Origin of the sequence: Streptomyces sp. NBC_00250, assembly GCF_036192275.1 — a bacterium.
Taxonomy (GTDB): Bacteria; Actinomycetota; Actinomycetes; order Streptomycetales; family Streptomycetaceae; genus Streptomyces.
The window spans coordinates 5,136,149-5,156,464 of record NZ_CP108088.1 but is presented as its reverse complement, the minus strand read 5'-3'; the positions used below and the strand labels follow the sequence as shown (position 1 = coordinate 5,156,464).

20 protein-coding genes are annotated in these 20,316 nt (G+C 72.1%); 5 read left to right on the top strand and 15 right to left on the bottom strand.

Annotation, left to right across the window (positions count from 1 at the left end; genetic code table 11):
- Nucleotides 1-14 precede the first annotated feature (14 nt).
- Both OG259_RS23455 and OG259_RS23450 read left to right on the top strand, forming a co-directional pair.
- Nucleotides 15-362, top strand: a complete 348-nt coding sequence (locus tag OG259_RS23455) for a trypco2 family protein (protein ID WP_328944048.1) — start codon at nt 15-17, stop codon at nt 360-362.
- Nucleotides 359-3,220, top strand: coding sequence for an NACHT domain-containing protein (locus tag OG259_RS23450; RefSeq protein WP_328944047.1), 2,862 nt, complete (start codon nt 359-361; stop codon nt 3,218-3,220). Before OG259_RS23455 ends, OG259_RS23450 begins: the two co-directional genes overlap by 4 nt.
- Nucleotides 3,221-3,296: 76 nt before the next feature.
- Here the strand turns inward: OG259_RS23450 and OG259_RS23445 are convergent, their stop codons facing one another.
- Nucleotides 3,297-5,819: an ATP-dependent Clp protease ATP-binding subunit gene (locus tag OG259_RS23445; protein WP_328944046.1), complete on the bottom strand. Its 2,523-nt coding sequence runs from the start codon at nt 5,817-5,819 to the stop codon at nt 3,297-3,299.
- A 474-nt stretch (nt 5,820-6,293) separates the two neighbouring features.
- On the opposite strand from OG259_RS23445, the gene OG259_RS23440 reads away from it, so the two are divergent.
- Nucleotides 6,294-6,884, top strand: coding sequence for an SCO3374 family protein (locus OG259_RS23440; RefSeq protein WP_328944045.1), 591 nt, complete (start codon nt 6,294-6,296; stop codon nt 6,882-6,884).
- Here OG259_RS23440 and OG259_RS23435 read toward each other — a convergent pair.
- The 10 genes from OG259_RS23435 to OG259_RS23390 all read right to left on the bottom strand — a co-directional run bounded on the left by OG259_RS23435 (nt 6,863) and on the right by OG259_RS23390 (nt 14,900).
- Nucleotides 6,863-7,198 carry a histone-like nucleoid-structuring protein Lsr2 gene (locus tag OG259_RS23435; protein WP_030324199.1) on the bottom strand — a complete coding sequence of 112 codons (336 nt, stop codon included), beginning with the start codon at nt 7,196-7,198 and terminating at the stop codon, nt 6,863-6,865. The two genes, OG259_RS23440 and OG259_RS23435, sit on opposite strands and share 22 nt — an antisense overlap.
- Before the next feature lie 199 nt (nt 7,199-7,397).
- Complete coding sequence (locus OG259_RS23430; RefSeq protein WP_328944044.1) at nt 7,398-7,943, bottom strand: amino-acid N-acetyltransferase; 546 nt, start codon at nt 7,941-7,943, stop codon at nt 7,398-7,400.
- 9 nt (nt 7,944-7,952) lie between these two features.
- Complete coding sequence (locus OG259_RS23425; RefSeq protein ID WP_266893240.1) at nt 7,953-8,372, bottom strand: BlaI/MecI/CopY family transcriptional regulator; 420 nt, start codon at nt 8,370-8,372, stop codon at nt 7,953-7,955.
- A gap of 120 nt (nt 8,373-8,492) precedes the next feature.
- Nucleotides 8,493-8,672, bottom strand: coding sequence for a hypothetical protein (locus OG259_RS23420; RefSeq protein ID WP_328944043.1), 180 nt, complete (start codon nt 8,670-8,672; stop codon nt 8,493-8,495).
- A gap of 14 nt (nt 8,673-8,686) precedes the next feature.
- Complete coding sequence (locus tag OG259_RS23415) at nt 8,687-9,259, bottom strand: hypothetical protein (protein ID WP_328947157.1); 573 nt, start codon at nt 9,257-9,259, stop codon at nt 8,687-8,689.
- 148 nt (nt 9,260-9,407) lie between these two features.
- Complete coding sequence (locus tag OG259_RS23410; RefSeq protein WP_328944042.1) at nt 9,408-10,214, bottom strand: type III pantothenate kinase; 807 nt, start codon at nt 10,212-10,214, stop codon at nt 9,408-9,410.
- The gene (gene nadC, locus OG259_RS23405) at nt 10,214-11,236 is read right to left on the bottom strand and encodes a carboxylating nicotinate-nucleotide diphosphorylase (protein ID WP_328944041.1); all 1,023 of its coding nucleotides are present in this window, start codon (nt 11,234-11,236) and stop codon (nt 10,214-10,216) included. The genes OG259_RS23410 and nadC overlap by 1 nt, the downstream gene beginning before the upstream one ends.
- Nucleotides 11,237-12,931, bottom strand: a complete 1,695-nt coding sequence (locus OG259_RS23400; RefSeq protein ID WP_328944040.1) for an L-aspartate oxidase — start codon at nt 12,929-12,931, stop codon at nt 11,237-11,239.
- Nucleotides 12,928-13,986, bottom strand: a complete 1,059-nt coding sequence (gene panC, locus OG259_RS23395; protein WP_328944039.1) for a pantoate--beta-alanine ligase — start codon at nt 13,984-13,986, stop codon at nt 12,928-12,930. The genes OG259_RS23400 and panC overlap by 4 nt, the downstream gene beginning before the upstream one ends.
- Nucleotides 13,983-14,900 (bottom strand): Rossmann-like and DUF2520 domain-containing protein, encoded by a 918-nt coding sequence (locus OG259_RS23390; protein ID WP_266893252.1) that lies wholly within the window; start codon nt 14,898-14,900, stop codon nt 13,983-13,985. Before OG259_RS23390 ends, panC begins: the two co-directional genes overlap by 4 nt.
- 126 nt (nt 14,901-15,026) lie before the next feature.
- On the opposite strand from OG259_RS23390, the gene OG259_RS23385 reads away from it, so the two are divergent.
- Nucleotides 15,027-16,199: a threonine aldolase family protein gene (locus tag OG259_RS23385; RefSeq protein ID WP_328944038.1), complete on the top strand. Its 1,173-nt coding sequence runs from the start codon at nt 15,027-15,029 to the stop codon at nt 16,197-16,199.
- Nucleotides 16,200-16,226: 27 nt separating this feature from the next.
- Here OG259_RS23385 and OG259_RS23380 read toward each other — a convergent pair whose 3' ends face one another.
- Nucleotides 16,227-16,433, bottom strand: coding sequence for a hypothetical protein (locus OG259_RS23380; protein ID WP_328944037.1), 207 nt, complete (start codon nt 16,431-16,433; stop codon nt 16,227-16,229).
- A 153-nt stretch (nt 16,434-16,586) separates the two neighbouring features.
- Between OG259_RS23380 and OG259_RS23375 the strand changes: the two genes are divergently transcribed.
- Complete coding sequence (locus OG259_RS23375; RefSeq protein WP_328947156.1) at nt 16,587-17,669, top strand: DUF5937 family protein; 1,083 nt, start codon at nt 16,587-16,589, stop codon at nt 17,667-17,669.
- 58 nt (nt 17,670-17,727) lie between these two features.
- Here OG259_RS23375 and OG259_RS23370 read toward each other — a convergent pair whose 3' ends face one another.
- From OG259_RS23370 to OG259_RS23360, 3 genes are read right to left on the bottom strand one after another with little or no spacing between them, the layout of a single operon-like run.
- On the bottom strand, nt 17,728-18,339 hold the full coding sequence (locus OG259_RS23370) for an AAA family ATPase (RefSeq protein ID WP_328944036.1): 612 nt from the start codon (nt 18,337-18,339) through the stop codon (nt 17,728-17,730).
- 14 nt (nt 18,340-18,353) lie between these two features.
- Nucleotides 18,354-19,031, bottom strand: coding sequence for a response regulator transcription factor (locus OG259_RS23365; protein ID WP_328944035.1), 678 nt, complete (start codon nt 19,029-19,031; stop codon nt 18,354-18,356).
- A 47-nt stretch (nt 19,032-19,078) separates the two neighbouring features.
- Complete coding sequence (locus OG259_RS23360; protein WP_328944034.1) at nt 19,079-20,287, bottom strand: sensor histidine kinase; 1,209 nt, start codon at nt 20,285-20,287, stop codon at nt 19,079-19,081.
- Nucleotides 20,288-20,316: the final 29 nt, after the last annotated feature.

Genomic DNA, 20,316 nt, shown 5'->3' with positions numbered 1-20,316 from the left:
CTACGTTCACCGTCATGACCGACATCGATCTCGCCGACGCCATCGAGTCCGTACGGGACCAGCTCGTCGACGCCGCCACCCGCGCCCACGGCAAGCCCGTCGCCTTCGAAGTGGGCGACATCGAGATGGAGTTCACGATCGAGCTCCGCAAGGAGGTGAAGGGCGGGACCAAGGCCAAGGCCTGGGTCGTCGAGGCCGGCGCCGACGCCTCCCGCACCCGGGGCGACACCCACCGCGTCTGCTTCACCCTGAAGCCCCGGAACGCCACGACGAACGGGCCCTGGCTCGTCGGCAACGACGACGCCGGCGACACCTCCGACTTCGGGAACACGCCCGACTCCCCTGGCAGGCCCGCGCGTTGACGGCCCCCCTACCGAGCCCCTCCGTACGGCTCCCCGTCGTCGTCCACTCCGAGCAGCACGGACAGCAGGGGAGCGGAGTCCTGCTCACCGACGACACCGTCCTCACCTGCGCCCATGTGCTGCGGAGCGCCTACTCGGCCCGGGTGTCCGTGCCCGGCCGTGGCGAGTCGGTTCTCTGTCAGGTGATCTGGTCGGACCAGCGACTCGACGCGGCGCTCCTCCAATCCCCGGAGAGCCTGCTCGCCATGCCCGGCGAGGTCGCACACCACGATACGTACCGGGCGAAGGTCAGCCTGCTCGCCACCGACCGGCCCCTGCCCGACTGCGAGATCCTCGGCTACCCCCGTGTGCAGCGGTACGGAAACGGGCGACTGGAGAGCGATCAGTACCGGGGCACGCTCCTCCCCCTCGCCGGCCTCGTCCGCCGCACGATGGTCGTCGAGCTCGACGTGCCCCCGGCCACCGAACCCGCGGACGGCAGCTCGCCCCTCGCCGGTCTTTCGGGTGGGCCCGTCGTCGCCGGCGACGGACTGCTCGGCATCGTCAGGGAGGTCCCGCGCGGCCGCGGCCACCGGCGGGTCGAGTGCGTCCCCCTGCACGCCATCGCCGCCGACGCCGACTTCCTCGCCGCCTTCACCCAGGCCACCGGGCGGGACTTCCCCTCGCTCACCGCCCTCACCCGGCACAGCTCGACCGACTCCCCCTACGAGCAGGAGTACGGGGAGGCCGTCGGCACCGCCTACCGCCGCACACGGGTCTTCGGCCTCGACGAACTCCGCAGACGCGCCGCCGAATGGGACCTGGACACCGCCTACCTCTCGCTGGAGGCCGCTGCGAAGGAGCACGACACCGCTCCTGTCCCCCAGCGCATCGACGAACTCCTCGCCTCTCGCCCGCGCGTCCTCCTCCGGGGCGACGCCGGCGCCGGCAAGACCACCCTGGTCTGGTGGCTCGCCGCCCACGCGGCCGCCGGTACCCTCGGCCCCCAACTCGCCGAACTGAACGGCCTCGTCCCCTTCGTCGTCCCGCTCCGGACCCTCCGGACCCGCGGCTCCGGATTCCCCTCACCCGCCGAGCTTCCCGCGACGGCGGGCCTGATGGTCGACTCCCCGCCCGACGGCTGGGCCGGCCGGGTCCTGTCCGGCGGACGGGCGCTGCTGCTCGTCGACGGCCTCGACGAGGTGTCCCAGGAGGACCGCGAGGCCGCACACACCTGGCTCTCGGGGCTCCTCGCGAGGTTCCCCCGGACCCGCTGCGTGGCGACCGTGCGGCCGCTCGCCGTGGAGCCGGAGTGGCTGGCGGCCGAGGGCTTCGAGGAGCTGACGCTCCTGCCCATGCGGGACCAGGACATCCAGGCGTTCGTCACCGCCTGGCACGACGCCGCCCGCCTCGACGGCGAGGACCCGGAGGTCCTGACGAGCCTCGAACAGGACCTGCGCCAGCAGTTCCGGAACAACCCGGCACTCTCCGACCTGGCCCGTACCCCGCTCCTCTGCGCGGTCATCTGCGCACTCCACCGCTTACGGGAGGGCTTCCTGCCCGAGACCCGCTGGGCGCTGTACGACTCCGCCCTGCAGATGCTGCTCGGCACCCGCGACGACCGGCGCCGGATCGACGCCCCCGACGGCATCCGGATGTCGGTGGAGGAGCACCGACAGCTCCTCCAGCGTCTGGCGGCCTGGCTGGTCCGGGGCGGCCAGACGGAGTTCACCCGGGAACAGGCACTGCACCGGCTGAACCGCGCACTGCCGGGGATGCCGCAGGTCGCCGCACAGGGAACGCCCGACCAGATCCTCACTCACCTGCTCAACCGCAGCGGCCTGCTCCAGGAGCGGACAGACGACGTCTTCCAGATCGCACACCGCACGTTCCAGGACTTCCTCGCGGCGAAGGAGTTCGTGGAGGACGACCTCGTGTCGGAGCTCCTGCGCCACGCGTGGGAGGAGCAATGGCACGACGTCCTCCTGCTCGCGGCCGGCCACTGCTCGCGCCGCGAGCTGCCCGTGCTCGTCGAGGGGCTGCTCACGGCGGCGGGCTCGACCGCGTCGGACTGGGATCTGAGGACCACGCTGTACGTGCTGGCGGCGCTGTGCGCCCAGCACGCGGCGTGGCTGTCCGAACCTGTTCGCGACCGCGTCCGGGACGGGGTGACGTCGGTAATGCCGCCACGGAGTCCGGAGCAGGTGTACGAGCTGGCCCGGCTCGGCCCGTACGTCCTGCCGCTGCTGCCCAGCCCCCACCCGGACGGCCGGTTCGACGAGCATGTGATCGAGGTGATCTGCGCGGTCGGGGGCGCGGAGGCCGTCCCGTATGCCCGCGGTTTCGTGGATTCTCAGGTCGCCCACGGCCTGGCCGTCAGCTGGCGGTCCTTTCCCCTCGCCCTCTATGCCCGCGAGGTCCTGGCCCGCCTCGACCTGGACAGGACTCTGCTGTTCGTCTCGACGCGGGCGGAGCTCGCGCACCTGGATCTGCTCGGACCCGTCGCGCGTGTGGCCTTCAGCGGCGACTTCACCGGCGAGGAACTCGCCCGAGCGGTGATCTCCCTGCGCCCCCGGCTGGTCGAGATCCTCAGCAACACCGTTCTGGACGGCCTTGAGTGGCTCCGGGACAGCGGTGCGACACCCGGGAGTCTGATGCTCCAGAACTGCCCGGGAGTGTCCAGTCTGGTCCCGCTCGCCGGGATGGACGGCTTGGAATCGGTCCACCTCCGAGACGTGCCCCTGAGGCCCGGCGGCGTACTAGCCCTCGCTGACGTACCTGGGCTGCAAACCGTCAGCCTGCCGGCCTCGCAGGTCGACTCGCACGAGTTGTCGGCCCTGTACGCGGCGCGACCCGACCTCGATCTCCGTACCACCTGAGAATGCATGCAAAGGGGCGGCCCCGGAACCGATCAGGTTCCGGGGCCGCCCCTTACCGCTCAGTCGCGTGGAACGCTTACGCGTCCTTCGACAGGTTCGGGCCCGTGCCGCCCGTCGCCTCGATCGGCGGGGCGTCCGGCAGGGCCGTCTTCTCCTCGCCGCGGAAGGTGAAGGTGCGCTCGTCGCCCTCGCCCTCCGTGTCCACGACCACGATGTGACCGGGGCGCAGCTCGCCGAAGAGGATCTTCTCCGACAGCGAGTCCTCGATCTCGCGCTGGATCGTCCGGCGCAGCGGCCGGGCGCCCATCACGGGGTCGTAGCCCTTCTTGGCGAGCAGCTCCTTCGCGGCCTGGGAGAGCTCGATGCCCATGTCCCGGTCCTTGAGGCGCTCGTCGACGCGGCCGATCATCAGGTCGACGATCTGGAGGATGTCGTCCTGGGTCAGCTGCGGGAAGACGATGATGTCGTCCACACGGTTGAGGAACTCCGGGCGGAAGTGCTGCTTCAGCTCGTCGCTGACCTTCGCCTTCATCCGCTCGTAGTTGGACTTCGTGTCGCCCTGGGCGGCGAAGCCCAGGTTGAAGCCCTTCGAGATGTCCCTGGTCCCGAGGTTGGTCGTCATGATGATGACCGTGTTCTTGAAGTCCACGACCCGGCCCTGGGAGTCGGTCAGGCGACCGTCCTCCAGGATCTGGAGAAGGGAATTGAAGATATCGGGGTGGGCCTTCTCGACCTCGTCGAAGAGCACGACGGAGAACGGCTTGCGGCGCACCTTCTCGGTGAGCTGGCCGCCCTCTTCGTAGCCGACGTATCCGGGCGGCGAACCGAAGAGACGGGAAACCGTGTGCTTCTCGCTGAACTCCGACATGTCGAGGGAGATCATCGCGTCCTCGTCGCCGAAGAGGAATTCGGCGAGCGCCTTCGAAAGCTCGGTCTTACCGACACCGGACGGACCGGCGAAGATGAACGAGCCACCGGGGCGCTTCGGGTCCTTCAGACCGGCACGCGTACGGCGGATGGCCCGCGAGAGGCCGATGACGGCGTCCTTCTGCCCGATGACGCGCTTGTGGAGCTCGTCCTCCATGCGGAGCAGGCGGCTGGACTCCTCCTCGGTCAGCTTGAAGACCGGGATGCCGGTGGCCGTCGCGAGGACCTCGGCGATCAGATCGCCGTCGACCTCGGCCACGACGTCCATGTCGCCGGCCTTCCACTCCTTCTCGCGCTTGGCCTTCGCGGCGAGGAGCTGCTTCTCCTTGTCACGGAGCGAGGCGGCCTTCTCGAAGTCCTGCGAGTCGATCGCGGACTCCTTGTCGCGGCGGACGCCGGCGATCTTCTCGTCGAACTCGCGGAGGTCCGGCGGCGCGGTCATCCGGCGGATGCGCATCCGGGAGCCGGCCTCGTCGATCAGGTCGATCGCCTTGTCCGGGAGGAAGCGGTCCGAGATGTACCGGTCGGCCAGGGTCGCGGCCTGGACGAGGGCCTCGTCGGTGATGGAGACCCGGTGGTGGGCCTCGTACCGGTCGCGCAGACCCTTGAGGATCTCGATGGTGTGCGGCAGCGACGGCTCGGCGACCTGGATGGGCTGGAAGCGGCGCTCGAGGGCCGCGTCCTTCTCCAGGTACTTCCGGTACTCGTCCAGCGTGGTCGCACCGATGGTCTGGAGCTCACCGCGGGCCAGCATCGGCTTGAGGATGCTGGCGGCGTCGATCGCGCCCTCGGCGGCACCCGCACCCACGAGGGTGTGGAGCTCGTCGATGAACAGGATGATGTCGCCGCGGGTGCGGATCTCCTTGAGGACCTTCTTCAGGCGCTCCTCGAAGTCACCGCGGTAGCGGGAGCCGGCGACCAGCGCGCCGAGGTCGAGGGTGTAGAGGTGCTTGTCCTTGAGGGTCTCGGGCACCTCGCCCTTGACGATGGCCTGCGCCAGGCCCTCGACGACGGCGGTCTTGCCGACGCCGGGCTCGCCGATGAGGACCGGGTTGTTCTTGGTGCGGCGGGACAGCACCTGCATGACCCGCTCGATCTCCTTCTCGCGCCCGATGACCGGGTCGAGCTTGGATTCGCGGGCCGCCTGGGTGAGGTTGCGGCCGAACTGGTCGAGGACCAGGGACGTCGAGGGGGTGCCCTCGGCAGGACCGCCGGCAGTGGCGGCTTCCTTGCCCTGGTAGCCGGAGAGCAGCTGGATGACCTGCTGCCGCACCCGGTTGAGGTCGGCGCCCAGCTTCACGAGGACCTGGGCGGCGACGCCCTCGCCCTCGCGGATCAGGCCGAGCAGGATGTGCTCGGTGCCGATGTAGTTGTGGCCGAGCTGGAGGGCCTCACGGAGCGAGAGCTCCAGGACCTTCTTGGCGCGAGGGGTGAAGGGGATGTGCCCGGACGGGGCCTGCTGCCCCTGCCCGATGATCTCCTCCACCTGCTGGCGGACCGCCTCGAGCGAAATCCCGAGGCTCTCCAGGGCCTTAGCGGCGACACCCTCACCCTCGTGGATAAGGCCCAGAAGGATGTGCTCGGTGCCGATGTAGTTGTGGTTGAGCATCCGGGCTTCTTCCTGAGCCAGGACGACAACCCGCCGCGCGCGGTCGGTGAACCTCTCGAACATCGTTAATCGCTCCTCAGAGCGGTCAGTCAGTTAGGGGTCGATCCCCTCCCTGTCCTTCCGCAGCTTAGTCCCGCAAGCGGGGACCGCTCATTCCAACTGCCGACATCCGTCCGGATCACCCCCTCTTCCGCGGGGAGACCTGCTGCCGAACAGCCGACAAATGCTCCAACCCGATGGTGCGAGACGATGTTCCCGCAGGCCAAGTAGTTACCCGCGTCATCTGTACGCCGATGGCGAACGTGAGACGCCGAAGCCCGCGAGTCGCCCCTCTCCACTAGGAATGTCTTACCCGTAAGCAGTGACACTCCATGCGGCGCACCCCGGTTCCCTCCGCTACCAGCGAACACCCTTGCGCTGCCGAATGCACGCGTACGCCCCATCACGGACACCTTGCGCGTTCGGAGCGGGACTGATTGTCACCGCGGCGGTCCGCCACGGGCGTAACCAACGCACCCTCTCGGGAGTTCCCCGGGCATGGCCTTCACCGTCCCGCTCCCCCGTACGCCGATCGACGGCGGTCTGGCGCGGTGGTACGAGCAGGAGCTCGGCTGGGCGGCGGTGGCCGGCCCGCCGGTGCAGCTGGTCACGGGGCTGCGCTTCGACGTCCTGGAGCTGCCCGCGGCGGCCGGCCGCGGTGTGCTGCGCAGGATGGGCCCGGCGACGGGTCCGGTCGCCCTGCTGGGGCGACGGATGCGGTTGCTCGTGGCCGCGGGGAGCGCGGAGGAGCTACCGGGCCTGCTCGACTGGCTCGAGTGGGGCGGGATCTCGCTGGATCTCGCCGTGCTGGGCACCGACGGCCGGATGACCGCACCCCTTCCCCCGGGGCGGGGCGGATCCGGCGCGCCGGGCGCCGCCGTGTGGCTGCGGGCCCCGGCACCGGGCCGCGAGGTCGAGTCCTCGCTGCCGGCGCTGCGGTCCGCGCCGTGGGGCGGTGCGGCCGCCCCTTGCTTGGTGCGTCTCGTGGCCGCCGCTGCCGCGGAGTGCCACCGGGTGCGGCTGCTGAGTGCCCGGGCCCTGGGGCCGGCGGCTCAGCAGCTGCCGCCTCAGCGGTTCGCGTCCTCGTAAGCGGCCTTGATGTCGGCGGGAACGCGACCACGGTCGTTCACGTTCATGCCGTTCTCCTTGGCCCACGCGCGAATCTTCGCGGTGTCCTGGCTGCCCGTCGCCACCGCGCGGCCCTTGCCGCGTCCACCGGTGGTACGGCCGCCGGTGCGGCGCCCGCTCGTGGTGTACGGCTCGAGCAGGCCACGGAGCTTTTCCGCGTTGGCGGTGGTGAGGTCGATCTCGTAGGTCTTGCCGTCCAGCGCGAACGTCACGGTCTCGTCCGCCTCGACGCCGTCGAGGTCGTCGACAAGAAGGACCTGAACCTTCTGTGCCACCGGATTTCCTTTCATCGAAAATGCAGTACGCGGAAAGGAAACCGCTTTTCCCGGAAAAACACAAACCCCTGGCAGAGGTTCAGAACCTCGGCAACGCGGGAAACGTGCGCGATTCGGACATAGGGTTCCGTGTTGGTTCCGTGTTGGTTCCCCACGGGTTCCCCGTACGGTTCCGCCCGGCGTTCCCGGGGGTTCCGGGTCACAGGTGCAGAAGCATCCGGCTGTTGCCCAAGGTGTTCGGCTTCACTCGTTCGAGACCGAGGAACTCGGCTACTCCCTCGTCATAGGAACGGAGGAGCTCGCTGTAGACATCTCCGTCGACCGGGGTCTCGCCGATCTCGACGAAGCCGTGCTTCGCGAAGAAGTCGACTTCGAAGGTCAGGCAGAATACCCGCCGCACCCCGAGCCATCGGGCGGTGTGCAACAACTTGTCGAGCACCTGATGTCCGACGCCGGCGCCCTTGAACTCGGGATCGACGGCGAGAGTGCGGACTTCCGCGAGGTCTTCCCACATGACGTGGAGAGCGCCGCAGCCGACGACGGTGGCGTCCTCGTCGCGTTCCGCCACCCAGAACTCCTGGATGGACTCGTAAAGGGTGACGGTCGCCTTGTCGAGCAGGATGCCGCGCTGAACGAACGGATCGACGAGACGGCGGACCGCGGCGACATCTCCGGTGCGGGCCCTGCGTACGGTGACGGCTTTGGCGGAGGCCGCGGAAGCGGCCGGGGAGGCAGACGGCGACATGGGGGGACGCTATCGCTCCTGGGGCCCGGTTCCCTCGGCGCCCTCCTCGGGCGGGGCGGGAAGCGGGTTGTCGCGCTGGACGATACGGATGGCGTCGTTCAGGGCCTCGCGCTGATCCTGCGACATCATGCCGAAGAAGGCGACGAGCGCGGCGGCGGGGTTGTCGCTCTGGGCCCATGACTCGTTCATCAGGGCCGCCGCGTATGCGGCGCGGGTGGAGACCGCCGTATATCGATAGGCGCGGCCTTCGACTTCTCTGCGGACCCAGCCCTTCTGGTGGAGATTGTCCATGACGGTCATGACGGTGGTGTAGGCGATGGACCGTTCCTGCTGAAGGTCCTCGAGAACTTCCCGGACGGTCACCGGACGGTTCCATTGCCAGACGCGCGTCATGACGGCGTCTTCGAGCTCTCCCAAAGGACGGGGCACAACGCCACTTTAGTGCTCAAACCGCCAATAACAGGCTATTGACGGAGGGAAACGCAACAAAAAGGACGTGCGACCTCGAAAGGTCGCACGTCCCGGGTACTGCGGCAGCCCGCGAGGGCTTCAGCCGGCGGAGGTGCCGTCCGCCTGGCGCGCGGCCTCGGCGCGGGCGATCGCGGCGTCCACGATCGCGTCCTCCTTGGCCTTGTTCGGGCCGCCCTGGCTCTTGATGATGATGGCGACGACACCGAAGAAGAAGATGGCCATCACGATGGGCGGCACGAGCGCGGATACGTAGTCCATGGCGACCAGACTAGCTATCCGGCGACGCGTTCCTCCGGCGGGGGCGGGGGTACGGGCCTCCGGCGCGGCGGGAAGACCTCGGAGGGCTTGGGCACCGGACGCTCGGCCGGGGCGGGCGGCGTCGGCTTGGGCTCGTCGGCCGCCGCACGGCCACCGGGGAGGGCGAGCAGCCGGGCCCTGGGGGCGGTGGTCGCGGGGGTGCCGGTGGCCTGGGAGACCCGGGCCAGGCGCGCGCGTACGGAGCGCTCGGCGAGGATCTGGCAGCGGGCGAGCAGCGCGGCGGCCGCGGGGTTGCGACGCAGGGTGCGCAGGGCGGCGAGGTCGTCGGCCGCGGGGTCGTACCCGGCGGCGAGGGCGTCCTGGAGGAGCCCCAGGTAGCCGCTGAGCGACCCGGGAAGCGCCTCGCGGTAGCGGGCCAGGTCGTCGAGGAGGAAGGCGCGCAGCCGGCCGGCCTCGCGCACTGCCTCGTCGACGGATTCGGCCAGGCGCAGCGCGTCCTGGACGTCCTCGTCCTGGAGGGGGGCGGGGTGGAGGGCGACGGCGAGGGCACGGCGGAGCACACGCAGCTCGTCCGCGCTGAACGCCATGCCGCCGCGGGATCCGTATGGCGTGGGCATGGGCCGACGATACGCGCTAATCGGACAATTTTCTCTTAGCGATCATTCCGGCGCGTCGATCGCCGGGCGGCCCGGGCGCGGTCGCCGGGGCCCTCACCTGCGGGCCCGGCCCCGCCCCTCACATGCGGGAGACGTTCCGCTCGTAGACCAGGCGCAGGCCGATCAGGGTCAGCCAGGGCTCGTGCTCGTCGATCTCCTTGGAGTCCGCGAGGACCATCGGCGCCAGGCCGCCCGTCGCGATCACCGTCACGTCCGACGGGTCGCCGTCCGCGCCGACGAGCTCCCGCTTCATGCGGGCGACGACGCCGTCGACCTGGCCCGCGTAGCCGTAGACGATGCCCGACTGCATCGCCTCGACGGTGTTCTTGCCGATGACGCTGCGCGGCCGGGCCAGCTCGATCTTGCGGAGCATGGCCCCCTTGACCCCGAGCGCCTCGACCGAGATCTCGATGCCCGGCGCGATCGCCCCGCCCGCGTACTCCCCGCGCGTGGTGATCGCGTCGTACGTCGTCGCCGTACCGAAGTCGACGACGATCGCCGGGCCGCCGTAGAGCTCGACGGCGGCGACCGCGTTGATCACGCGGTCCGCGCCGACCTCCTTGGGGTTGTCCGTGAGGACCGGGACGCCCGTCTTGACGCCCGGTTCCACCAGGACCGCCGGAACGTCCCCGTAGTACCGCCGCGTGACCTCACGCAGCTCGTGGAGCACCGAGGGGACCGTCGCGCAGATGGCGATCCCCTCGATGCCGTCGCTCAGCTCGACGCCGAGCAGCGGGTGCATGCCCATGAGGCCCTGGAGCAGGACCGCCATCTCGTCGGCGGTGCGGCTCGGATCGGTGGAGATCCGCCAGTGCTCGACGATCTCGTCACCGTCGAAGAGACCGAGGACCGTGTGCGTGTTGCCGACGTCGATGGTGAGCAGCATCAGGCCCGCACCTCGCGCAGGTCGAGGCCGATGTCGAGGATCGGGGAGGAGTGGGTGAGGCCGCCGACCGCCAGGTAGTCCACGCCGGTCGCCGCGTACGCCGCCGCGGTCTCCAGGGTCAGCCGGCCCGAGGACTCCAGGACGGCGCGGCCCGCGACGAGGGCGACGGCCTCCTCGGTCTCCGCCGGGGTGAAGTTGTCGAGCAGGATCAGGTCGGCGCCCGCCTCCAGGACCTCGCGGACCTGGTCCATCGTGTCGACCTCGACCTCGATGGGCAGCTCGGGGAACAGCTCGCGCACGGCCTTGAAGGCCTCGGCCACGCCGCCGGCCGCCACCACGTGGTTGTCCTTCACCAGGGCCGCGTCGGAGAGCGACATGCGGTGGTTGACGCCACCGCCGCAGCGGACCGCGTACTTCTCCAGGGCGCGCAGGCCCGGCGTGGTCTTGCGGGTGTCGCGGACCTTGGCCTTCGTGCCCTCCAGGACGTCCGCCCACGCGCGCGTGGCGGTGGCGATGCCGGAGAGGCGGCACAGGATGTTGAGCGCGCTGCGCTCGCCGGTGAGCAGGTCGCGGGTGCGGGCGGTGACGCTGAGGAGCACCTGTCCGGCCTCGACGCGCTCGCCGTCCTCGACGTGCCGCTCGACCTCGAACTCGTCGTCGCAGACGATCGAGAGCACGGCCTCGGCGACCCGCAGACCCGCCACGACGCCGGCCTCGCGGGCGGTGAAGTCCGCGGTGGCGACGGCGTCCTCCGGGACGGTCGCCACGGTCGTCACGTCGACGCCGCCGTCGAGGTCCTCGGCGATCGCGAGGTGGGCGATGTCCTCGACCTGTACGGGGTCGAGACCGGCGTCCGCGAGCAGCTCGGCGAGCGCGGGGTCGAGCCCGCACTCGAACTCCTCGCCGCCGCCGCAGCCACAGCCGTCGCCGCAGCCACCGGCCTCCTCGTCGGAGGAAACCGTGTTGATCTGGATGAGAGGGACGTCCACGGGCTGGGGACGGGCTTCCTCGGGCGTGGTCACTTACGGCTCCCTGGGGGCATCGGAGGTGGGGGGAAAGTCATGTGTGCCGGTCGTCCGGACGTCGAGGGTCCGCTCCGGGGTGAGGCGTACGACGAGGTGCCGGCGCCAGGCCGTGTCGTCGCGGTCCGGGTGGTCCAGGCGCCAGTGGCAGCCGCGGGTCTCCTCGCGGCGGCGGGCGGCGGCGACCAGCACCCGGGAGACGCACAGCAGGTTGGTGGTCTCCCAGGAGTCCACGCCCGGCTCGCCGGCCTTGGTGTCGTCGGTGCCGCCCGCGAGGGCGTCGCTGTGCAGCGCGTCGAGGGCCTCGGCGGCCTCCCGCAGGCTGGCCTCGGAGCGCAGCACCCCGGCTCCGGCCGTCATGATCCGCTGGATGCGGGTCCGGGCGCCCGCCACGGGCAGCGGCAGGGTCACCGGGGCCGCGTGCGCCACCGGGGCGCCCGGCACGCGCGGGGCGGCGGCCGTGATGTCCTCGGCGATCCGCTCGGCGAAGACCAGACCCTCCAGGAGGGAGTTCGAGGCGAGCCGGTTGGCGCCGTGGACGCCCGTGCAGGCGACCTCACCGCACGCGTACAGGCCCGGGACGGTGGTCCGGCCCCGCAGGTCGGTGCGGATGCCGCCGGAGGCGTAGTGGGCGGCGGGGGCGACCGGGATCGGCTCCGTCACCGGGTCGATGCCGTGGGAGCGGCAGGCCGCGAGGATCGTGGGGAAGCGCTCCTCCCACATCTCGGCGCCGAAGTGGCGGGCGTCGAGGTACATGTTCTCGGTGCCGTGCTCCTGCATCCGGCGCGTGATCGCCTTGGCGACGATGTCCCGGGGCGCCAGCTCGGCCAGCTCGTGCTGCCCGACCATGAACCGCACCCCGTCGGCGTCGACCAGGTGGGCGCCCTCGCCCCGTACCGCCTCGGAGACCAGCGGCTGCTGGCCTTCGGAGCCGGCGCCGAGGAAGAGCACCGTGGGGTGGAACTGGACGAACTCCAGGTCGGAGACCTCGGCCCCGGCCCGCAGGGCGAGCGCGACGCCGTCGCCGGTGGAGACCGCCGGGTTGGTGGTGGCGGAGAAGACCTGTCCCATGCCGCCGGTGGCGAGGACCACCGCGGGCGCGTGGACGGCGCCGACGCCGTCGTGCTGCCCCTCGCCCATGACGTGCAGGGTCACCCCCGCCGTCCGGCCCTCGGCGTCCGTCAGGAGGTCCAGGACGAGGGCGTGCTCGATGGTGCGCACGCCCCGGTCCCGTATCGCCTCGACCAGCGCGCGGGAGATCTCGGCGCCGGTCGCGTCCCCGCCCGCGTGCGCGATGCGGCGGCGGTGGTGGCCGCCCTCGCGGGTCAGTGCGATCTCGCCGTCGACGGTCTTGTCGAAGTCGGCGCCGGTCGCGATCAGACGGCGGACGGCGTCGGGGCCCTCGGTGACGAGGGCGTGGACGGCCCGCTCGTCGCACAGCCCGGCACCGGCGACGAGGGTGTCGTCGAGGTGCTGCTCGGGGGTGTCGCCCTCGCCGAGCGCGGCGGCGATGCCGCCCTGGGCCCAGCGGGTGGAGCCGTCGTCGAGCCGCGCCTTGGTCACCACGACCGCGCGGAGCCCGGCGGCGGTGCAGCGCAGGGCGGCGGTGAGACCGGCGACGCCGGAGCCGACCACGACGACGTCGGCGTCGATGGCCCAGCCGGGCGCGGGGGCGTGCAGCCGTATTCCGGTCACTGGGTGGCTCCGAACATGGTGGACATGGTGGCTCCGAGGAGGAGGGGGACGTTGTCGATCAGCCGCGTGGCGCCCACGCGGGCGGCGACGGCGAGGACCGCCTCCCCGTCGTGGTCGTCGGTGACCTCGGTGAAGTCGGCCGGGTCGACGAGGGCCAGGTAGTCGAGGACGAGCGGCGGCTCGGCCCTCGACGCACCGTCGAGGACCGCCCGGGCCGCGGCCCGCACGGCCTCGGCGCCGCAGCCCTCGGCGGCGGCCTGCGCGACCGCGTGGGCGTCGGCGGCGGCCCGTGCCTCGCCGAGCCGGGAGAGTGCCTCGGCGCGGTTCTCGCCCCGGTTCTGGGCGCCGGGCAGAGCCTCGGCACGCGCGCGCAGCGCCTCCTGGGCGGCGAGCCGGTCACGGGCGGCGAACAGCGCGCCGGACAGCGCGAGGGCCGTACGGCGCTCGTCGCGCGACAGGTAGCGGTTGCGGCTGGAGAGGGCGAGGCCGTCGGTCTCGCGGACGGTCGGCACCCCGACGATCTCGACCGGGAAGTTCAGGTCACGGGCCATCCGGCGGATCAGGGCCAGCTGCTGGGCGTCTTTCTGGCCGAAGAAGGCCAGGTCGGGCGCGGTGAGGTGGAGCAGCTTGGCGACGACGGTCAGCATGCCGTCGAAGTGACCGGGCCGGGAGGCGCCTTCGAGGCGCTCGCCCATGGGGCCCGCGGTGATCCGGACCTGCGGCTCCCCGCCCGGGTAGACCTCGTCGACGGAGGGCGCGAAGACGGCGCTCGCGCCGGCGGCGAAGGCCACCTCCAGGTCGGCGTCGAGGGTGCGCGGGTAGCGGTCGAGGTCCTCGCCCGCGCCGAACTGGAGCGGGTTGACGAAGACGGTGACGACGACGGTGCCGTCGGCTCCGACCCGCTCGCGGGCCGTACGGATCAGGGTGGCGTGGCCCTCGTGAAGGGCGCCCATGGTCATGACGACGGCCCGTCGGCCGCCGCTCCCGGCGTCCAGGGCGCGCAGCTCCCGCGCCGTCCGCACGGGCGCGAAGGGGGTGGCGGACGAGGTGTTCATCGGGGCTCCCCTTCGGCGAGTACGCCCAGCAGGTCCTCGGCCAGCTCGGGCTTGAGCAGGCCGTGCGCGAGCGCGCGGTCGGCGGTCGTGCGGGCCATCGCCAGATAGCCGGCGACGGTGCCGGGCGCGTGCTTGCGCAGCTCGGCGACATGGGCGGCGACCGTGCCGGCGTCACCGCGCGCGACGGGGCCGGTGAGGGCCGCGTCCCCGGACCGCAGCGCGTTGTCCAGGGCGGCGCCGAGCAGCGGGCCCAGCATCCGGTCCGGGGCGGCCACCCCGGCCTTGTGCAGCAGCTCCATCGACTGGGCCACCAGGGTGACCAGGTGGTTCGCGCCGAGGGCCAGGGCCGCGTGGTAGAGCGGGCGGGCGTCCTCCGCGATCCACTCGGGCTCGCCGCCCATCTCGATCACCAGGGCCTCGGCGGCGAGCCGCAACTCCTCGGGCGCGGTCACCCCGAAGGAGCAGCCGGCCAGCCGCTGGACGTCGACCGGGGTGCCGGTGAAGGTCATGGCGGGGTGCAGGGCGAGCGGCAGCGCACCCGCGCGCCGGACGGGGTCGAGGACCCGTGCCCCGTACCGCCCGGAGGTGTGCACGATCAGCTGTCCCGGCCGTACGGATCCGGTGTCGGCGAGGCCCTCGACCAGACCGGGCAGGGCGTCGTCGGGCACGGTCAGCAGGACCAGGTCGGCGAGGGCGAGGACGCGCGCGGGCTCGACGACCGGGACCTCGGGCAGGAGGGCGGCGGCACGGCGCCGGGAGGCGTCGGAGACCGCGGAGACGGCGACGGGGCGGTGCCCGGCGAGCCGGAGGGCGGCGGCGAGCGCGGGGCCCACGCGGCCTGCGCCGACGACACCGACGGCGAGCCGGGCGGGTCGGTCCTCGGCTCGGGGCTCTGGCGCTACTGGTGCGTTCACGGTGGGGACGGCCTTCCGTTCCAGTCCTCGGCGGGTACCGGACGATTTCTGGTCATGCTACGCCAGCGTTTCGCGCTGCTCCCGTGGCTGTCCACAGGGTGTGGGTGGTGGTGTGATGATCGGTCCATGAATCCTGTGGACCCTGTGGACGAGGAAGCGGCCCGGCTCTACCGGGCGAAGCTCTGGGGCGGCGCCGACCGCACGCTGTGGCGCACCCAGGTGGAAGGCACGGTCGGCGCGCGCCTGCGTGAACTCGCCGACTGGGCCGAGTCCTCCGGGCACGGCGAGGCATCGCTCGACACGTACGGGGACGGGCTCGTCGAGGAGCTCGAACGGCGCGTCGCCGAGGAGCTCGGCCTCCCCGCCGCGGTCTTCTTCCCCACCGGCACGATGGCGCAGCAGGTGGCGCTGCGCTGCTGGGCCGGGCGGACCGGCAGCCCCGTCGTCGCCCTCCACCCGCTCGGTCATCCCGAGGTCCACGAGGGCGGCGCGCTCACGGCCGTCTCCGGGCTCCGCACCGTCCACCCGACCGACGCGCCCCGGCTGCCGACGGCCGAGGAGGTACGGGACCACCCGGAGCCCTTCGGGACGCTGATGCTGGAGCTCCCGCTGCGGGACGCCGGCTTCGTGCTGCCGTCCTGGGAGGAGCTGACCGAGGTGGTGGAGGCGGCCAGGGAACGGGACGCCGTGGTCCACTTCGACGGGGCGCGGCTCTGGGAGTGCACGACGCATTTCGGCCGTCCGCTCGCGGAGATCGCCGGGCTCGCCGACAGCGTGTACCTCTCGTTCTACAAGTCCCTCGGCGGCCTGTCCGGAGCCGTACTGGCCGGCCCCGAGGACGTCATGGCGGAGGCCAGGGTGTGGCGGCACCGGTACGGCGGCCAGCTCTTCCAGCAGTACCCGGTGGCGATCTCCGCGCTCCGCGGCCTGGACGACGAGCTGCCCAGGCTGCCCTCGTACGTGGCGCACGCGCGCGTGGTGGCCGACGCGGTCCGGGAGGCGCTCACGGAGGCCGCGACGGAGGCGGGCGGCCCGGGGTGGTTCCGGGTACACCCGGAGGCCCCGCACACCCACCAGTTCCAGGTCTGGCTGCCGTACGTCCCCGAGGCCCTCACGGCGGCGTCCCTCGCCCAGACCGAGGCCACCGGCACGGTCCTCTTCCGCCGCTGGTTCAGCCCGGGCGCGGGCGGCCCGCCGGGGGTCTCCGTGACGGAGCTGACCGTGGCGGGACCGGGCCTGGAGTGGACGGCGGAGGACGTGAAGGCGGCGGTACGGGACTTCCTGTCCCGACTGGGCTGAGCATCCGGGGGACGCGCGGGGTTCGGTTCAGGGCGTGCGATGGCGCAGCAGGCGTCGCAGGGCGGTCCCGAGGCCGCCCCGCGCCGGGCGGCCCGCCATCACCCGTTCGAAGCGGCGTCGGTCGCGGACCGACCGCAGGACGGCGACGTCATGGGTGCCGGGCGCCGGCGGCGCCGGCTCACCGAGCCGGTCGGCGCGGTACGTGTCGAAGAGGTACTGGTGCAGCGCGTTCATGTCCTCACCGTGCGCCCGGCCCCCACCCCCTGGCGCGCCGTTTGACGGCTCCCGTCAAACGGCGGTCCCGGGCCCGCCGGCGCGTCGATTGACGGCCCTCGTCAAACGTCGCGACACCGCCCCCACCCGACCCCGCACCATGGACGGGTGAGCGTGACGATCGACATCACCGGACTGCCGCACGAGCGGATCGCCTTCTGCCCCTCGCCGCTGGCGGAGCTGGGCGCCGCCCTGCACGCCCTCTCCGAGCCGGCGCACCACGCCAGGCTGCACGCCTGGACCACCACGACCGCCGCCGCGCTCAAGCCCGAGCTCGCGGACCGGCTGCACGAGGCCGACTTCATGTGGCGGTCCACCCGCTCCGACATCCTGCTGCCCGCCCGGCCCCGTGCGACCCTCGCCGAGGAGCTGGACGACCTCGACCGCATGGACGACGAGAAGTACGTGGGCTCGGCCCTGGAGATCTCCTGCGCCAGCCGCTACTCGCACGGCGCCCCCTCGCCGCTCGTCGACGAGCGGATGCGGCGCCGCACGCTCGACCTGGCCGCCGCGCGCGGACCGCGCCAGGCCGCGTTCGTGGAGCGGATGCTCGCCGACCCGCCCGGTACGCGCGCGTGGATCCGGCGCCTCCTGGAGGACTGCGACGAGGCCTTCTTCGCCGACACCTGGCGCCGCGTCCGGGTCCAGCTCGCCGCCGACGCCCGCCACAAGACGGAACTGATGCGCCACAAGGGCCTGGCCGAGGCCGTCGCGGACGCGTCCTCCGCGATGGTCCTGGAGGAGGACGAGGCGGGTTCCCGGATCGTCGTCGACAAGCTGGTCCAGGGCCGCACCAGCGCCGAGGGCTCGGGCGTGACGTTCCTGCCGACCGCCTTCGGCTGGCCACACCTCTTCGCACTGCACGCCCCCGGCTGGCAGCCGGTGATCCAGTACCCCGTGCCCGCCCGCGACCTCGGCGGCGGCGCCCCCGTCGACACCGTGAAACTGCGTCTTGAGGCGGTCGCCCACCCGATGCGGATGCGGCTGAGCCGCAGCCTCGCCCGGGGCTCGTACTCCACGAGCGAGCTGGCCGACGCGTACGGCATCAGCGCCCCCGAGGTCTCCCGCCACCTCGCGGTCATGAAGAAGGCCGGTCTGATCACCACCCAGCGGCGCGGCCGGTACGTCCTGCACCAGCTGGACGTGGCCGTCGTCGCCCGCCTCGGCAGCGACTTCCTGGAGAGCGTGCTGCGGTGAGTGAGGACCCGGGCCGGCCGGCCCTGGGGGGTGTCTTGTCCGATCGGCAAGACACCCCCTAGTCGAAACGGATGTGCGAGAGGCCGACCCGGAGCCGTCGCAGCCGGTGGCGCAGCGGCCCGTCCGTGTCCGGCAGCGGCCGCAGTCCGGCCAGCTCCGCGACCCGGTCGGCGACCTGCGGGACCGTCAGCCGGTCCGTACGGAGGTGGTGGGCGAACTCCGCCGCCGCAAGCCGCTCCAGGCACTCGTCCAGCTTGGCCACGGCGAAGCTCTCCCGCTTCAGGCCGCGCCCGAGGCCCCGCTCCGCCAGCCGCCCCAGGACCGTCTCCCGCTCGGCGAGCAGCGCGACGTGGTGCACCCGGTCCGCGCCGTGGTCCGCGCGCAGCCGGCCGACGATCTCGGCGAAGTACCCCGGGTCGGTGAGCGTCATCGGCACGATCACGGGCCCGTCCCCGTACCGCCGCAGCGCCAGGTCCAGCACCTCGTGCACGCCCTGCCGCCAGGCCGCCAGGTCCTGGAAGTCCCCGCGCAGCGACGGCGGCAGCGTCCGGTGCAGCCCGAAGCCGATGTGCTCCGGGTCGCACACGGCGCTGCCGGGCAGCCGGCGCCGCAGCTCGTACGCGGTCTGGGTCTTGCCGCCCCCGAAGGGGCCGTTGATCCACAGCAGCATCGGAACGCCCCGGCTCAGCCCGCCGCGCCGCCGCCCGCCCGGACCAGGCCCGTCTCGTACGCGAGGACGACGACCTGCACCCGGTCGCGCAGGCCCAGCTTGGTCAGGATGCGGCCCACATGGGTCTTCACCGTCGCCTCGGAGAGGACGAGCCGGGCGGCGATCTCGCCGTTCGACAGGCCCTGCGCGACCAGCATCATCACCTCGCGCTCCCGGTCCGTGAGGCGCCCCAGCTCCTTGTGCTCGGGCTCCTTGCCCGAGGACGGCAGCATCGGCGAGAAACGGTCGAGGAGCCGCCGCGTCGTCGAGGGCGCCACCACCGCGTCACCGCTGTGCACCGACCGGATCGCGCCGAGCAGCTCCGCCGGGGGCACGTCCTTCAGCATGAAGCCGCTCGCGCCCGCCTTCAGCCCCGAGAACGCGTACTCGTCGAGGTCGAAGGTGGTCAGGATCAGCACCTTCGGGGCGTCCGGCTGCGAACAGATCCGCCGGGTCGTCTCCACCCCGTCCAGCTTGGGCATGCGCACGTCCATCAGCACGACGTCGACCGCCGTCGCGCGCAGCACCTCCAGCGCCTCGACCCCGTCGCCCGCCTCCGCCACGACTTCCATGTCCGGTTGGGCGGCGAGCACCATGCGGAAACCGGTGCGCAGCAGCACCTGGTCGTCGACGAGCATCACGCGGATGGACATCAGATTCCTTCGGGTCGTCAGTGAGCGGGCTGGTCGCCCGGGGGACGTCAGTGAGCGGGTTTGAGCGGGAGCAGGGCGCTGATCCGAAAGCCTCCGCCGGGACGCGGGCCCGCGTCCAGCGTGCCGCCGACCATGCCGACCCGCTCCCGCATGCCGATCAGACCGTGGCCCCGGCCGTCGGCGCCCCCGTCCTCGTACATCTCCTGCGGCGCGCCCCGGCCGTCGTCCTCGACGAGCAGCCCGAGTCCGTCGTCGAAGTACACCAGCCGGACGCTGGCGCCGACGTCAGGACCGCCGTGCTTGCGCGTGTTGGTGAGGGCCTCCTGCACGATCCGGTACGCGGTGAGCTCGACGCCGCTGGGCAGCGGGCGCGGGCTTCCCTCGATCGCGAAGTCCACGGTGAGACCGGCTCCCCGCACCTGCTCGACCAGATCCTCGATCTGCTTCACGTCGGGCTGCGGCACGTACTCCCCGGCCTCCTGGTGCTCTCCGGTGCGCAGGATGCCGAGCAGCCTGCGCATCTCGGCGAGCGCCTGGCGGCCGGTGGTGGAGATGGTGTCCAGGGCCTGCTTGGCGGTCTCCGGGGAGGAGTCCATGACGTACGCGGCGCCGTCGGCCTGCACGACCATCACCGACACGTTGTGCGCGACGACGTCGTGCAGCTCGCGGGCGATCCGGGCCCGCTCGGCGGCGACCGCGACCTTGGCCTGGGCCTCGCGCTCCTGCTCCAGGCGGGAGGCCCGCTCCTCCAGCTGCGCGAAGTAGGCGCGGCGGGTGCGGAGCGAGTCGCCGAGGACCCAGGCGAGGACGAACGGCACGGTCATGATGATCGTGAAGAAGACCCGGGCCGCGCTCGACTGCGGACCGTCCACCGGCCATCTCAGCTGCGAGAGCGTCGCGGCGGAGAGTCCGCCGACCAGTGCGAGCCGGGACGCCCAGCGGGGGCCGTCGTGCGCGGCGACGGTGTAGATGATCACGAGCATGGCGAAGTCGGCCATGAACGGCGTCAGACCGAAGGCGAGCTGCGCGAGGCCGAGGGCGACCGCGAGGACCAGCATCTTCTCCGGGGCGCGTCGCCGCAGGGCCACGACCAGGGAGAAGAGCACGGCGACGAGGCCGTACCCGAGGGGGTGGCCCTCCACCTGGCCCGCGCCCGCCGACACCACCCACAGCATGGAGAACCCCAGGAGGACGACCGCCCAGAAGGTGTCGACGCCCGTCGGGTGTCTGCGGATGAAGTCATAAAGGCGCTGCACGTCACCCAGAGTAGGGAAGGGAGATAGGT